The organism is Staphylococcus simulans, from assembly GCF_002994445.1.
Lineage (GTDB): Bacteria > Bacillota > Bacilli > Staphylococcales > Staphylococcaceae > Staphylococcus > Staphylococcus simulans_B.
The window spans coordinates 78,623-92,680 of the sequence record NZ_MRZJ01000004.1; the positions used below are offsets into that span (position 1 = coordinate 78,623).

20 protein-coding genes, 2 tRNA genes and 1 pseudogene are annotated in these 14,058 nt (G+C 37.5%); 7 read left to right on the forward strand and 16 right to left on the reverse strand.

Annotated elements, in window-relative coordinates; translation table 11 throughout:
* Positions 1-36: 36 nt before the first annotated feature.
* The 9 genes and pseudogenes from hisIE to C7N65_RS06825 form a co-directional block, all read right to left on the reverse strand.
* Entirely contained in the window at positions 37-666 is a 630-nt protein-coding gene (gene hisIE / locus C7N65_RS06785) for a bifunctional phosphoribosyl-AMP cyclohydrolase/phosphoribosyl-ATP diphosphatase HisIE (RefSeq protein ID WP_105993724.1), read from the reverse strand.
* On the reverse strand, positions 657-1,421 hold the full coding sequence (gene hisF, locus C7N65_RS06790) for an imidazole glycerol phosphate synthase subunit HisF (protein WP_105993725.1): 765 nt from the start codon (positions 1,419-1,421) through the stop codon (positions 657-659). Before hisF ends, hisIE begins: the two co-directional genes overlap by 10 nt.
* On the reverse strand, positions 1,418-2,122 hold the full coding sequence (gene hisA, locus C7N65_RS06795) for a 1-(5-phosphoribosyl)-5-((5-phosphoribosylamino)methylideneamino)imidazole-4-carboxamide isomerase (protein ID WP_105993726.1): 705 nt from the start codon (positions 2,120-2,122) through the stop codon (positions 1,418-1,420). Before hisA ends, hisF begins: the two co-directional genes overlap by 4 nt.
* A complete protein-coding gene (gene hisH, locus C7N65_RS06800; protein ID WP_105993727.1) occupies positions 2,115-2,696 on the reverse strand; it encodes an imidazole glycerol phosphate synthase subunit HisH in 582 nt (193 codons plus the stop codon). Before hisH ends, hisA begins: the two co-directional genes overlap by 8 nt.
* Positions 2,693-3,274 carry an imidazoleglycerol-phosphate dehydratase HisB gene (gene hisB / locus C7N65_RS06805; RefSeq protein WP_105993728.1) on the reverse strand — a complete coding sequence of 194 codons (582 nt, stop codon included), beginning with the start codon at positions 3,272-3,274 and terminating at the stop codon, positions 2,693-2,695. The genes hisH and hisB overlap by 4 nt, the downstream gene beginning before the upstream one ends.
* Positions 3,246-4,257: pseudogene (locus tag C7N65_RS06810) on the reverse strand (pyridoxal phosphate-dependent aminotransferase). Before C7N65_RS06810 ends, hisB begins: the two are co-directional and overlap by 29 nt.
* Entirely contained in the window at positions 4,257-5,510 is a 1,254-nt protein-coding gene (gene hisD / locus C7N65_RS06815; RefSeq protein WP_105993730.1) for a histidinol dehydrogenase, read from the reverse strand. The pseudogene C7N65_RS06810 and the gene hisD overlap by 1 nt, the downstream one beginning before the upstream one ends.
* On the reverse strand, positions 5,500-6,117 hold the full coding sequence (hisG, locus tag C7N65_RS06820; RefSeq protein WP_105993731.1) for an ATP phosphoribosyltransferase: 618 nt from the start codon (positions 6,115-6,117) through the stop codon (positions 5,500-5,502). The genes hisD and hisG overlap by 11 nt, the downstream gene beginning before the upstream one ends.
* A 12-nt stretch (positions 6,118-6,129) precedes the next feature.
* Positions 6,130-6,960 carry an ATP phosphoribosyltransferase regulatory subunit gene (locus C7N65_RS06825; protein ID WP_105993732.1) on the reverse strand — a complete coding sequence of 277 codons (831 nt, stop codon included), beginning with the start codon at positions 6,958-6,960 and terminating at the stop codon, positions 6,130-6,132.
* 250 nt (positions 6,961-7,210) lie between these two features.
* Here C7N65_RS06825 and C7N65_RS12820 point away from each other — a divergent pair, with 250 nt between their 5' ends.
* From C7N65_RS12820 to C7N65_RS06835, 3 genes are all read left to right on the forward strand, one after another.
* A complete protein-coding gene (locus tag C7N65_RS12820; RefSeq protein WP_267894446.1) occupies positions 7,211-7,339 on the forward strand; it encodes a hypothetical protein in 129 nt (42 codons plus the stop codon).
* Positions 7,340-7,436: 97 nt separating this feature from the next.
* Entirely contained in the window at positions 7,437-7,724 is a 288-nt protein-coding gene (locus C7N65_RS06830; protein ID WP_158698107.1) for a hypothetical protein, read from the forward strand.
* Between the two features lie 50 nt (positions 7,725-7,774).
* Positions 7,775-8,014: a hypothetical protein gene (locus tag C7N65_RS06835; RefSeq protein ID WP_234019055.1), complete on the forward strand. Its 240-nt coding sequence runs from the start codon at positions 7,775-7,777 to the stop codon at positions 8,012-8,014.
* A gap of 258 nt (positions 8,015-8,272) precedes the next feature.
* Here the strand turns inward: C7N65_RS06835 and C7N65_RS06840 are convergent.
* The 3 genes from C7N65_RS06840 to C7N65_RS06850 all read right to left on the reverse strand — a co-directional run bounded on the left by C7N65_RS06840 (position 8,273) and on the right by C7N65_RS06850 (position 9,168).
* Positions 8,273-8,361 (reverse strand) — tRNA-Ser (locus C7N65_RS06840).
* A 5-nt stretch (positions 8,362-8,366) separates the two neighbouring features.
* Positions 8,367-8,441: transfer RNA gene (locus C7N65_RS06845), tRNA-Asn, on the reverse strand.
* A 154-nt stretch (positions 8,442-8,595) separates the two neighbouring features.
* Complete coding sequence (locus C7N65_RS06850; RefSeq protein WP_105993734.1) at positions 8,596-9,168, reverse strand: competence protein ComK; 573 nt, start codon at positions 9,166-9,168, stop codon at positions 8,596-8,598.
* Positions 9,169-9,379: 211 nt separating this feature from the next.
* On the opposite strand from C7N65_RS06850, the gene C7N65_RS06855 reads away from it, so the two are divergent.
* Positions 9,380-9,598, forward strand: a complete 219-nt coding sequence (locus C7N65_RS06855; protein WP_105993904.1) for an IDEAL domain-containing protein — start codon at positions 9,380-9,382, stop codon at positions 9,596-9,598.
* A gap of 88 nt (positions 9,599-9,686) precedes the next feature.
* Here C7N65_RS06855 and C7N65_RS06860 read toward each other — a convergent pair whose 3' ends face one another.
* The gene (locus tag C7N65_RS06860) at positions 9,687-10,673 is read right to left on the reverse strand and encodes a lipoate--protein ligase (RefSeq protein ID WP_105993735.1); all 987 of its coding nucleotides are present in this window, start codon (positions 10,671-10,673) and stop codon (positions 9,687-9,689) included.
* 199 nt (positions 10,674-10,872) lie between these two features.
* Between C7N65_RS06860 and C7N65_RS06865 the strand changes: the two genes are divergently transcribed.
* Complete coding sequence (locus C7N65_RS06865; RefSeq protein WP_095106140.1) at positions 10,873-11,058, forward strand: YkvS family protein; 186 nt, start codon at positions 10,873-10,875, stop codon at positions 11,056-11,058.
* A 6-nt stretch (positions 11,059-11,064) separates the two neighbouring features.
* Positions 11,065-11,667, forward strand: a complete 603-nt coding sequence (locus C7N65_RS06870) for a type II CAAX prenyl endopeptidase Rce1 family protein (RefSeq protein ID WP_105993736.1) — start codon at positions 11,065-11,067, stop codon at positions 11,665-11,667.
* 95 nt (positions 11,668-11,762) lie between these two features.
* On the opposite strand, the gene C7N65_RS06875 is transcribed toward C7N65_RS06870, so the two are convergent.
* Entirely contained in the window at positions 11,763-11,969 is a 207-nt protein-coding gene (locus tag C7N65_RS06875; protein WP_105993737.1) for a hypothetical protein, read from the reverse strand.
* Between the two features lie 22 nt (positions 11,970-11,991).
* Positions 11,992-12,198, reverse strand: a complete 207-nt coding sequence (locus tag C7N65_RS06880; protein ID WP_105993738.1) for a TM2 domain-containing protein — start codon at positions 12,196-12,198, stop codon at positions 11,992-11,994.
* Between the two features lie 156 nt (positions 12,199-12,354).
* Here C7N65_RS06880 and C7N65_RS06885 point away from each other — a divergent pair, with 156 nt between their 5' ends.
* Positions 12,355-12,912 carry a GNAT family N-acetyltransferase gene (locus C7N65_RS06885; protein ID WP_105993739.1) on the forward strand — a complete coding sequence of 186 codons (558 nt, stop codon included), beginning with the start codon at positions 12,355-12,357 and terminating at the stop codon, positions 12,910-12,912.
* A 55-nt stretch (positions 12,913-12,967) separates the two neighbouring features.
* Here C7N65_RS06885 and C7N65_RS06890 read toward each other — a convergent pair whose 3' ends face one another.
* Positions 12,968-13,906 carry a 1,4-dihydroxy-2-naphthoate polyprenyltransferase gene (locus tag C7N65_RS06890; protein WP_105993740.1) on the reverse strand — a complete coding sequence of 313 codons (939 nt, stop codon included), beginning with the start codon at positions 13,904-13,906 and terminating at the stop codon, positions 12,968-12,970.
* Positions 13,907-14,058 lie beyond the last annotated feature (152 nt).

The following is a 14,058-nucleotide window of genomic DNA, read 5'->3' on the forward strand; positions in this document are numbered from 1 at the left end:
ATCAAGCACATGCTTTTCTTAATGTATGAAGATGTTTTACCAATCTTGAATATCTTTTCGTTCACCTTTAAAATTGCCACTTTTTTGATGTCTGGATTGTAAGACTTGTTTCACATCTTCAACAGTGACATCGCATGCATGAAGCAGTACAAAGAGATGGTAAAGTACATCGGCTGTTTCGTTCGTCAATTCCTCTTGATCGTCTTTCATTGCGGCAATGACGACTTCGAATGCTTCTTCGCCGAATTTTTTAGTAATCTTTTCAACACCTGATTTTAATAAATAGTGTGTATAAGAGCTTTCATCATCACTGTCGGCACGTGATTGCACAATATCTTGCAGACTGTCGATGAAGAAAGGTGTTGTAGTATTAAAACAGCTGGTTGCGCCTGTATGGCATGTCGGACCGTCTGGATCAACCATTACTAAGACTGTATCCTGATCGCAATCTAATTTAATGTCGACGACGTGTTGATAGTTATGAGAAGATTCTCCTTTTTTCCATAAACGGCCTTTGCTGCGCGAATAAAACCAGCATACTTTATCTTCTAATGTTTTGTTATATGCTTCTTCATTCATATAGCCCAGCATGAGCACTTGTTTGGTTTGATAATGCTGCAAGATTGCTGGGATTAATCCTTTTGAAAAGTCTGGTGTTACTGCCATCTGACATTCACTCCTTCGTCTTTTAGAAATGCTTTGACTGCACCTATAGTTGTTTCTTTATCGTGGAAGATACTTGCGGCTAAACCAGCAGATACATCTGTAGCTTTGAATAAATCCGCAAAGTGCTGTGCGTTGCCTCCGCCGCCTGAAGCAATAATCGGAATCGAAACGTGGTCATTGATTTGTTTTAATAAACGATGATCAAAACCTTGTTTGACACCGTCATAATCCATACTCGTTACTAATAATTCTCCGGCACCTAAGTCTTCGACTTCATTAACCCAGTCCAATACACGTTTATTTGTGCGTTGTTTGCCGCCATGTGTGTAACAAAACCAATCTTGTTTGTCTTCTTCCCATTTCGCATCAATCGCAATACAAATACATTGCGAACCGAATTTTTGGCTGGCTGCTTGGATTAACTCAGGATTACGTAAAGCGCTGGAATTAAGCGATACTTTATCTGCACCATGTTTGAGCAAGATTGAAATATCTTCGACAGAACTGATGCCGCCGCCGATAGTTAACGGAATGAAGAGTTTAGAAGCGGTCTCTTCGATAATATCAAGCATCATTTGATGGCAGCTTTCTGTTCGTGAAATATCTAAGAATACTAATTCATCCGCAAGCTCTTGATTATAATATTCTGCAAGCTTCACTGGGTGGCCGATATCGCGCAAACCTTTGAATTGAACACCCTTAACCACACGGCCGTCTTTAACATCAAGGCAGGGAATAATACGCTTTTTAATCAATTTAAACCCTCCCAAAATGATGCTGTATTTGCGGCTTTGCCGACGATGGCCGCATGGACACCGTCTGCTTCTAAACGTTTTAAATCTTCTGCACTGCGGATACCGCCTGAAGCTACTACTGGCAATGAAGTAGATTGTGCTAATCGTTTTGTTAATTCAAAGTTCGGGCCTTCTAATTTGCCGTCTTTTGAAATATCTGTATAAATCAGACCGCCAAGTGGCGCATCTTCGATTTCTTTTACAAAGTCAAAAAGGTTCAAACCGGTATTTTCAAGCCAGCCGTTGACTTTAATTTCATCCACAAACGCATCGACTGATAAATAAATACGCCCTGGGAATTGCTGTGCAGCGGCTTTTAACCACTCTTTATCTTGAATGCCTTTTGTGCCGACAATCGTGTAAGCAACACCTTTATTAAAGTAATCTTCAATTGTTTCGATAGAACGGATACCGCCGCCGACTTCAATCGGCAACTCAGTTAAACCGACAAGCTGTTCGATATAGTCTGCTTCTACCGGCTGCTTTGTCTTCGCAGCAATCAAATCAATCACATGAATACGTTTGACACATGTATATTTGCTGTAAAAGGCAATGGCTTCTTCTGCTGTACGTGCCATTGCTTCTTTCGTATCATAGTCGCCTTCAGTCAGACGGACACTAGTAGAGTCTATTAAATCAATCGCGGGCCAAACTTCAATCATGGAGAAAACCACCTTTCAATGCTTGATTTAAAATTTCTAATCCGAAATCACCGCTTTTTTCCGGATGAAATTGAATTCCGATTTTATTATCGGATTGTACGATAGCAGTAATCGGCAAGCCGTAATCTGCTGTCGCAATAATCGGTGCTTTTGTTTGGACATAATAAGAATGGATAAAGTACACATCTTGATGTAAAAGGGGATGTGTACTTTCTAAGTTATTCCATCCTAAATGTGGTACAGGATAAGTTGTTTGGATAGGGACGACGCGGCCAGGTATCATTCCTAAGCCGTCAACGTCGCCTTCATCACTGTGATCGAACATCACTTGCATCCCTAAACAAATACCGATAAAAGGTTTGCTGTCTTTGAGTTCGATCAACACTTGATCGAGGCCGGTATTTTTTAAAGCGGTCATCGCATCTTTGAAATGTCCGACACCCGGCAAAATGATATGCGAGCTTTCACGGATTTCATCAAAATCACGTGTTAATTTGGCATCATAGCCTAGATGTGCAACAGCACGTTCAACATTTTTAATGTTGCCGACACCGTAATCTACAATCGCTATCATTCAATCACTCCTTTAGATGACGGTACACCGTTTGAATCGCTTTCTGCTAAAGCGATTTTCAAGCTGCGCGCAAAGGCTTTGAATATAGCTTCGATTTCATGGTGGGTATTGCCGCCGCGAATCAAGTCGATATGTGTAGTCAAACGCGCATTAATAACAAGCGCTCTGAAGAATTCTTCGACTAATTCGGTATCGAAAGTTCCGACTTTTTCTTTTGAGAATTCCGCATTGAATGATAAGAATGGGCGACCGCTGATATCAGTGACAACACGTGCCAATGTTTCATCCATCGGAATATAGAATGTGCCGTAACGAGTAAAAGATGTTTTGTCTCGGACGGCTTCTAAGATTAATTGGCCTAAGACAATACCGATATCTTCTGTAGTGTGATGGTCATCGACATACGTATCGCCTTTTACTTCCAACTGTACACTGATACCGCTGTGGAAACTGAATAAAGTCAGCATATGGTCTAAGAAACCGACACCTGTTTGAATCGTTGTTTCTGACTTGCCGGTAAAATCTAAAGTCGCGTCAATATTAGTTTCTTTAGTTGCTCGTTGTTTTTGATAGGTCAAAACTGCTCACTCCATTCTTTAATAATTTCAGCTAATTGATCTAATTCTTTGTCAGTTGCGATAGAATAACGCACTGCTTCTTTTAAATTATCTTCATCATAAATACGAGGCTGGAAGCCATGCTGCATTACATATTTGCCTAAGCTGCGTGCATTGTCGCCGTAAGTGAAGACAAAGTTTGCTTTTGAGGGTACGACTTTTATTTTGTCGCTCGCATATTTATGGAAGATATCGTTGAGTTTTCGGCATAAATAACGTTGTTCAGCAATCAATGATTCAACACGTGTTGTATCTCTGAATAAGGTTTCGGCTAATCTGAGAGATAGCGTACTCATCGGATAAGGATGCGCAAAACGATTGAGCAATTGAATTGTCTTAGGTGTAGAAATCACCACACCGATACGCAAGCCGGCTAATGCGAAGGCTTTGCTTAATGTTTTCATGACAATAATATGATCATCGAGCGGAACTTCAATCGGTTCGCCAAATTCAATATATGCTTGGTCAATGACAAAATAGCCGCCAAGTGCTTTCATTTTCTCGCTGATGGCTTGTAAGAACGCATAAGGGTACTGCTCTCCAGTAGGGTTATGCGGTACGCTCATGATGAAGAATGCAGGCTGTACGGCATCGATACGAGCTAAAATTGCGTCAAGCGAGAAGCGGAAATCTGCATCGCATGTGACATACTCGATAGTACGGTCTGTTTGATGCGCAAATTCTGTATACATAACGAAATCAGGACTGAGTGTCAACACAGGACCTTTTGGCAGTGCTAACATACATTTTTGAATCCATTCATCTGAGCCGTTAGCTGCGAGGACTTGATTAGTGTTCAAATTATAATAAGCAGCGTATGCTTCTAAAAATGCATCGTATTGTGTTTCAGGGTAAAGACGAAAATCACTAGTGTTGATGACTTCATTTATTTCTTCTTTAGAAAGTGCTGGAATCGGACTTTCGTTTTTATCAATATATATCATTAAGATTCCTCCGTTTCTAATCTTACTTTGACAGAGGCTTCATGTTGGTATAAGCCTTCTTCATGTGCAAGCTCCATTGCGCCTTGTGCGTAGTCTTTGAACGCTTCTTGATTAAAGCGGATAACCGAGTGGCTGGTAAGGAAGTCGTTGACTGTTAGTCCGTTTGTAAAGCGTGATGTTTGGTTTGTCGGCAAGACGTGGCTAGGTCCTGCATTATAATCGCCTAAAGCTTCAGGCGCATAAGAACCTAAGAACATTGCACCTGCATATTTGATTTTATTGATGTATTGTTCTGGATTTTCAGATTGAATCGATAGATGTTCAGGTGCTACGTAGTTCGCAATTTCAATATTCTCTTCAGTATTTTGAGTGAGAATAGGGTAGTGGAAGTCACGCACACTCGGTTCAATAATTGCTTTTCTAGGTGCCGCTTCAATCGCATCCGGCAATAATGCTTCTACTTTTTCTAATAATGATTTGCTGGTTGAAAGCAAGAATGTACGGGCACGTTCATCATGTTCAGACTGTGCTAAGATATCTTGCACGATAAATTCTGGTTGTGAAGTTTCGTCTGCGATAATCATGATTTCACTTGGACCTGCGATTTGATCAATACCGACATAGCCGTATAATAATTGTTTTGCTACGGCTACAAATTGGTTGCCCGGACCTACGATTTTGTCGACTTTCGGTATAGATTCTGTCCCAAACGCAAGTGCTGCGATACTTTGTGCACCACCGACTTGAAAGACGCGGTCGACTCCGGCAATTTTACAAGCAGCCAAGATACTTGGTTTAATACCTTCAGCTTGCGGCGGTGTTACTACTACAATATTTTCAACCCCTGCCACTTTAGCGAGTGTTGCGGTCATTAAAACGGTAGAAGGGTAAGCAGCTTTTCCGCCAGGTACATAAATACCGACGCTTTCTAACGGGTTGTAGATTTCACTGGTATATTCTCCAATCACATCTTCATGTTTGATGCGTTCTTGGAATGCTTTGATATTTTCAAAACTTTGCGTTAAAGCCGCTTTCAATTCAGGTGTGATTCGATCCAAACTTTGATCAATTTCGCTTTGCGGAATTTCTAATTGCGAAAGTGAGACACCATCGAATTGTTCATTATAGTAAAAGAGTGCTTGGTCTTTTTCGGCTTTAACTTTTTGAATAATCGTATTAACACTGTCTAAGACATCTTGTTTGATTTCTGATACATCTTGAAATTGTTGATAAAATTCTTCTTTATTGAGCATGGATAGAAACCCCCAATTGTTGAATAAAACTTTCGATTGCTGCTGATTTGCTGAAGAAAGCGTGTTTGTTCGTAATCAATTTAGCGTTGATATCGCCGATATGTTCACGTTCTTCCAATCCATTGGATTTAAGTGTGGTACCCGTTTGGACAATGTCGACAATCGCATCAACCATATCCACGACTGCCGCAAGTTCTACAGAACCTGATAACGGGATAATACTGACATCTTGGCCAAGCTGGTTGAAATAATTGCGTGTTGTATTGACGTAAGTGGTCGCAACACGGTGGATCTCTGTCACTTCTGGTTTCGCAGCGACTGAGAAATGGCATTGTCCGAATGGTAAATCGATATAGTTGTTGACGTTATGATTCGGCTTTTCGCTTAAGATATCACTGCCGGTAATCCCTAAATCTGCGATACCTTCTTCAACGTAAGTCGGTACATCTGTACCTTTAACCAAAATAAACTTAATACCTTTTACGGTAATTTGAAGTTTACGTTCACGTTGGTTTAAAGCTTCTGCCCAGATAGGGTTGTTGTTGTGTTCTAAAAATTTAATGAAGTCCTTGAGTAATCTGCCTTTACTGAGGGCAATCGTTAACATAATGTCTTCCTCCTAATCAATTTTAATTCCGAATCCGAAACCATCAATTTCACCATTATAATGACCGCCGGACATGATCGGTTCTGATTGGTCATTTTGGAACAGCTGCATAAAACTGCCGATATAATATGATTTCGGCGGCATTGTTGTAATATCTAAATGAATAGTTGAAATACCTGCACGTTTCAATTCTTCTGACCATCTTAAAAGCGATAAATAAGTCGGGTGATCATTCGGAATAAGCGACTGAATATAATCCAGCTGTAAATGTGTCGGTTGTTTTAATAAAGTAATTAATTTATGACCTTTCGGCAATTGCTTGCTCAACTCTGAAAGGTTGCGCTCATTAATAAGCTGTAAGATGTTGGATGTACGTTCTTCTTCTGTTAATAACAATGACAACAATTGATAGTGGCCGATGACCGCAAAATCTACCTTTTGTTTCATCTCTTGTTGAATAAAACGCAACATCAATTGAAAGCTCGTCAACATTTCTTCATAAGAAGGATGGAAGACTTCAATACCTAAGTTGGTACTGATATGCTCGTTGTTTGCGATAGGACCTGCATAAGCAACTTGTTTAAGATTCAGTGAATAAGTACGCACATAATGCTGCAGCTGATCAGTCCAGTCATTGCGAAGCGCAAAGAAGTTTTGACCATTTTTCCATATACTGCGTGTACCCATACTTTCTAAATCATCTTGAGTTAATTGCTGCCAATTCAAACGTTCAATCAAATGCATATCAATCACTTCATATTGATGCGACTGGAAATAGTTTAAAAAACGCAATTCTAATTCTTTTCTTTTAAGCACCTTATCTTGGTATTCGATGTATTCCATTTATAGTTCCTCACTTTCACCTAACGCTTTTACTCTCTACCGAACTAAAGTAAAATTGAATTAATGACGTAATCATAGCATGAAATATACTTCAAAGCAACAAAAGATTCTGAATATTAACAGAAATCAAACACTGTTAAAACGTACTACACTTTTCCTGTATAACAACTCTAAATATAATATTAGAGCACATATTTATTATATAGTATACAGTACAATAGGTGTAGTGAGGTAAAGGAATATAGAGGAAATGGATTATGAATATTTAGATAAGTTACGGGCTGAATATCAAGAGGCAAAAAAGCCTGAAAGGTTAGATGTTGAAGATGGTCAAGTAGGTTATCCAGAAGCTGTTGATAGACTATCATGCGGAGAATAAGTTTATTTTGAATCAGGAAATATGCCAAACGCGAAACGTGCTAATAATGAAAGGGCGAATATGTAAGAGGGGAACAAGCCTACAAAAAGCCCTTATAATGATCAAAATTCAAAATCAAGTCTTATTAGATTTGATACATGAACAAGTAGAAAAAGCGTTAAAGCCTTTTTGGGAGTATATTGATAATCAAGTGAAGGTCACGAAGAAAGATAAAACTACTGAAGAGGGAAGAGTAGCTAATAGTGAGTTGGATGACAACAATTGGGAAAGGGAAATTTTTGTAGTTCAAAAGTGGAATCAATTACTCAAAATTCCAAAACATGAGATTGAATTCATCGAAGTTTTTGATGAAAAAGATAAATTAGTAAATCTAAGAGTGATTTGATTACTAATAAGAAGCAAAGGGTATCATGGAGGTTTAGAAAAATATTAAGAATGTATTTAAAAGAGTTAAACAGTGAATATGCAATATATTTATATTATCCAGAAGGTGATAAAAATATTAAGCCAGGCTTAGTTAAAATAAAGATAGATAATCTTGAAATTGTAGAATATGAAAAATCAGGGATAGAGGAAGAAGGATTTGATTATTATCTAATTCATGCTTTTTCACGTATTAGGTCAAATACAAAACGTAATTATTTTCCAGAAAAAAACCTTGTAGCATGGGGATAATAAATAAAAATTTATATATCAATATTTAAAGCACCTAACTATTAAACAATGGTTAGGTGCTAATTTTAGTTTTAACGTTATTGTGGGTTGTTTTGTTTTGACTAGACTGTTAACTTACTCATTAAGGTGTCAGTAATCAAGATTGTAAAAGAAAGAGGTAAAATAGATTCGAAAATTAAAATTATTAACGTATGTTAAGACATAAAAAAAGAAACGCTGTATATACAGCGTTTCTTTTAAGTATCTGTTAAATGTTAACGGAAACGGAGGGATTCGAACCCTCGCGCCGCTTTCGCGACCTACACCCTTAGCAGGGGCGCCTCTTCGGCCAACTTGAGTACGTTTCCAAAAATGGCTCCACAGGTAGGACTCGAACCTACGACCGATCGGTTAACAGCCGATAGCTCTACCACTGAGCTACTGTGGAATAATATAATTAGATTTCTTCGAGCACAAATACTATTATAACAACCTGTTAAAATAATTCAAGAGAAAATAACGAAAAAGTTGCGGAACATTTACACTCAATCAATATAAACATCCCGCATTTTAACAAAGTGTTTAAATCGTTTAAAAATACCCTAGACCTTTGGTGTGTTATTTATTACGAGGTAGGTACATAGTGTTTCATAGACATCTAAGGCAGGTTTGGAGTAGTCAATGGGATTATCTGTGTTCCATTTAATCTTCTTAACACGTTTGCGGATAATGTGTTCGTAATAGGCCGCATTTTTATACTGATGCCAAATAGTACGTACAGTGGCTGTAGTGATAAGAGATTGACCATCTGAGAAGGTGATTTTGGTTGCGTTGTTTTTTAATGCTTTGACATCTTGGATAAATTCAATGTTAATCCAGATATTGTCTTCAGAGCGCTCTGAATGTGTAGAGAATAAAAAAATTGAAATAACAGGTGATAGTAAAATAGGGGGTTTACTATTAATTTTAGAAAGCCGAGCGGTGTCGGAACGAAGGTTTTGGAAAGTTGATCCGTAGAAGCGGCAGGAAGCTTCTAAAGTTTTTTGCGGTGTATGCGCTGCAATCCTCGGTTCTTTTTTGTAGGTGAGAATTTGTGTGTGCAGGTCACCATACTGGTCTGTACGAATCGGAACCATAGCCATATCGTCGCTTTTAAAGATACAGTGTTCGTCCATGAACATTTCCTCCTATTTAATTGGTAGAGATTAGTTTAAGTTAAAAATCTAATCATGTAATTATTGTATACTAGCACCTTGAGAAGTCAATAGAAACTTTTGTATTAATATTACACATTTTATTTTTTAAAAAGTCAGAATATTCATTGATTTTAGATAAAATGACATGTATACTCATAGTTAAATTAAAAAGAGAAAGGCAGTGATTATAATGAATCACAATATCAATGTAAAAAATGGGACGCTTCAAGCATTCGTAGCCAATGTAAATGATTTAGGGGTAGAATTGGTAATCGACCAAGCATTGCGTAATGTACGTAAAGAAAAGTTGGCGGTGCTGATTGATCAAGCATTAGTTGAAAAGGATGAAGAAGCATTCAATCGCTACACTGAAGAATACAATCAATTGGAGGATGTTTTAATTGGCTAACTCGTCGTCAGGTTCCTGTTTAAAATAAAGGTCTATTCATTTTCTAACAAGTAATGAATAGACCTTTTTTGTATGCATTATTTTATTTTTATGACATAAGTCGAATGAGTTCTTCTCTTGGAATATCTCCAAAGTAATGGTAGATATCGTATTCAGATAGTGCTGCTTCGATACTTTCAAAATTATGCAAGCTGCCGATTAAAGCATGTTCTAAATCAGCTACATCGCCAACTCCAAAGAAGTCTCCGAAGATTTTCGCATGTTCGATACGACCGCGTTTGACATCTAACTTAACTTGAACGAAGCCTTTCTCGAATTTTTCTTCGCGTTCAAAGTTGTATTTAGGGTTTTTACCATAGTTCCAATCCCATGTGCGATATTTTTCATTGCTTAGTGCTTCTATATTCTTCCAATCTTCATCTGTTAATGGGTATTCTTCTACCTCATGTTCTCCGAAGATGTGTTTTAAAATAATTTCTTTGAATTCCTCAATGTCCATAGGTTCATCTAGGAACTCTGAAATGTTTGCGACACGTTTGCGTACAGATTTAATCCCTTTAGATTTGATTTTAGCAGGGTTGACACGCAATGCGTTTGTGACCTCGTCTAAGTCGCTGTCCAGCATCAATGTACCGTGGCTGAACATACGCTCTTTGACTTTCACCATCGCATTTCCTGAAATTTTTGCCGGTCCGATTTGAATATCGTTGCGTCCTGTCATTTCAGCGTTAACACCAATACTGCGCAATGCTTGCACAATCGGCTCTGTAAATTTCTTGAAGTTGTGGAAACTATTGCCGTCATCATCTGTGATGAAGCTGAAGTTTAAGTTGCCGAAGTCGTGATATACTGCACCGCCGCCAGAAATACGGCGAATAACATCGATATTATGTTCATCTACATAATGTTGATCGACTTCTTCAATCGTATTTTGGTTTTTACCGATAATAATAGAAGGGCGGTTAATATAAAATAAGAAGTAATCGTTATCTTGCGGAAGATGTTTTAATATATATTCTTCCATTGCTAAATTTAAACTGGGGTCTGTAATACCTTTATTACTAACAAACTTCATGCTTATTCTCTCCTTTGTACATACTTTGCTTGTTACTTTATTTATGACGCATTTTAGGATAAAATGCCAACTATACACTTTGCCTTTCGCAACTTAGTCGGACTTCATATTCAATTATAACGTGTTTACAGGATATTTGTTTATTTGAGGGGCGAATTTTAGTACAATATAGAATAGTATAATTCAAGGAGGACCTGTAATGACTGTTGCAGAAGTAGGAGATATTGTAGAATTTTATGACGGTTTAAGAGGCCGTGTCGAAAAGATTAACGATAACTCAGTTATTGTTGACTTAACGATTATGAAAAACTTTGAAGAATTAGATTTACCTGAAAAAACGGTAATTAATCATAAACGCTATAAGATAGTTGATCAAGAAGGTTAAAAACGAATGAAAACTAATACAAAAGCATTATTGTGGTTTGTAATAAGCTTTATAGTATTCCATATAATCTTAATCATTATGTGGGGAGAGCGCCAAGAATACTGGTATCTTTATACAGGTATTATGTTGTTTGCGGGTATCAGTTATGTCTTTTATCAACGTGATTTAGAATCCAAGCGATTGTTGACGTCTATAGGTATAGGTATCTTAACAGCGCTTGCGTTGATTATTGTGCAATTAATTATGTCGTTGATGTCTGCAGATATTACTTATAAGTCCTTAATTAAAGATTTATCACGTTCTGGTGTTTATTTTAAATGGCAGATTCTAGTGACATTGTTATTTGTCATTCCATGTCATGAACTCTATATGAGAACAGTATTGCAAAAGCAATTACTAAACCTTAAATTGCCGGCTTGGGCAGCGATTGTGATTACTGCCTTGGCTTCGAGTTCGCTCTTTTTCTATTTTGATCAAATCTGGCTCTGTATTTTTATTTTTATAGTACAGGCGATATTATCCATCAGCTATTTTTATACGCGTCGAATTATTACCACAACGATTGCGCAAATCGTAGCGGTAGTATTATTACTGATTTTTCACCCGTAATGGGCTATACAAAAGAACCTGGATGGTTTGACTGTTTTAATAACAATCAAGCATCCAGGTTCTTTATTTTTTCTTAAATTAAACTTTCTTTATCCTTAATACGTCGAACGCTGCAATAATTCAAAATATGAAATTTTGGTGATATCTACAACGTACTCAGAAGGTTCTGTGACGTGCAAGACACCAGCATTTGAGTCTTCTTCAACAGCTTCTACTGAGATTTCATTATCATTATCCATATAAAGGATTAAATACTTGCTTGGATTTTCGTGCAAGTACGAAAGAATTGTTGCTTTATTCATATCACTTCATCTCCATGCTTCGTTAAAATTTGATGTTGCCGTTTTTATCTGCAGGTCTGAACAGCAATGTTTTAATGGCACTGATAATCGCAATAACATGCGGGATACCAGTCCAAAAGAATGCTAGGTGTAAAATCGCTTGGCCGTTTTGTCCAGAATAAAACTTATGCACGCCAAAGTTGCCTAGGAACAATGCGAGCACGATATACACAATCTTATTGACTCTCATGTCTTATTCTCCTTTAAACCAAATTTAATATATTTCTATTATGGATGATTTACCACGTATTTTCTAATTTAACCCTTTGTGAAGATAAATAATAAACAGGCAACCGAAATTATTGTTAAAATAGAGTATATAGAGAACTATTTAAAGGAGAATTTTATGATTAGAGCAGCGAAACCTGAAGATAAACATGCTATAGCAGAATTGAGTTACATTATTTGGCAAGATATGGAATTGCCGATTGTTCAACGTTTTGATAAAGCGCAAGTAATCAGCTGGTTAGAACAATGTATTGCAGAAATTCCTTATAGAACCTATTACAAAAATGTACGTGTCTATGAAGAAGAGGGTACAGTCATGGGATGTATCGTGACTTATTACGGAAAAGATGAAATGACTTTAGAACAAAATTGGTTGAAACTGGATTTGCCGAAAGAGGCAAAAGCTATCGGGACACCATTACCGCTGCAAGAAGCAGAAGACGACGAACTCTATATTGAAACAGTCGCAGTCTTTGAGGCATACAGAGGGAAAGGCATTGCGACGCAATTAATGAAAGCAGTCATTGAAGATCCGAAGTATCGCAAAATCAGTTTAAGTTGTGATTTAGTAAATACAGGTGCAATGCTTTTATATGAACGCTTAGGATTCAAGCGCGAGGGAAAGATAGATTTATACGGTCATGATTATTATCATATGGTCATTCAGCATGTATAAGGAGAAAAAATAAAAAAGGAATGGAACACGATGTTCCATTCCGAAAAGTCAGCGATTAAATACCGCCTAACAGTGCACTGATATAAATACCGAGTGCATATAAAAGTCCGAAGACTGTATTTGTTTTGCCTGTTGCGACCATTGCCGGCATCATTTCAGCAGGTGTGTCGTTACGTTTGAAACGACGGATTGCTTTAACTGGGAATGGGAATGACAACAGTACTAATAAGTAAAAGATTGAACCGCCTGGGACAAAGAATACTGTGTAGATGACCCAAACATAAGCAACGATATACATGAGTGCCATGAAGCGGATAGCATTAGACTTGCCTAGTAAAATCGGAAGCGTTTTGCGGCCGCTGGCTTTATCTTTAACACGGTCTCTAATATTGTTAGCCATATTGATTAATCCGATTGTAATGATAATCGGAACACTGATCCAAACTGCATAACCTTGTAAATTATCTGTTTGAATAAAGAATGCAATTAAGATAATAAACAGACCCATGAATACACCTGAGAATAATTCACCGAATGGTGTCCATGAAATCGGGAAAGGTCCGCCAGTATATAAATAGCCGACAGCCATACACAAGATTCCGATTGGGATTAACCAATAAGAAGATTGAGAGGCGATAAACAAGCCGATGATTGCTGCGATGATGTAAAAGGCAATCGCAAGGTTCATGACGAGTTTAGGGCTCATACCATTGCGTACAATCGCACCGCCGATACCGACAGAGGTATGGTCGTCTAATCCCTTTTTATAATCGTAGTATTCATTGAACATATTTGTGGCTGCTTGGATTAATAAACATGCCAGCAGCATTGCGATGAATAAACTTAATTTAAGATGGTCTTCACTACCTAATAAAAATAATTTCGCAGTTGCAGTTCCTACGAGTACAGGAACTACAGCGGCTGTTAGAGTATGCGGACGCATCAAAAGCCAATACTTTCGGACAGTAGAATATTCCTGATATTGTTTTGACATTGTTTCTCCTTCTTAAACTGAATAAATATCAAATTTCAGACTGCGGATTTTAAAGACACAAAGATTCTATATTAAAATATCTGCATTCTGATTAATAAATTTATTTTAAGCAATGAAAAGAGAAAGGTCAAATTTTGTAGAAATAATAATTA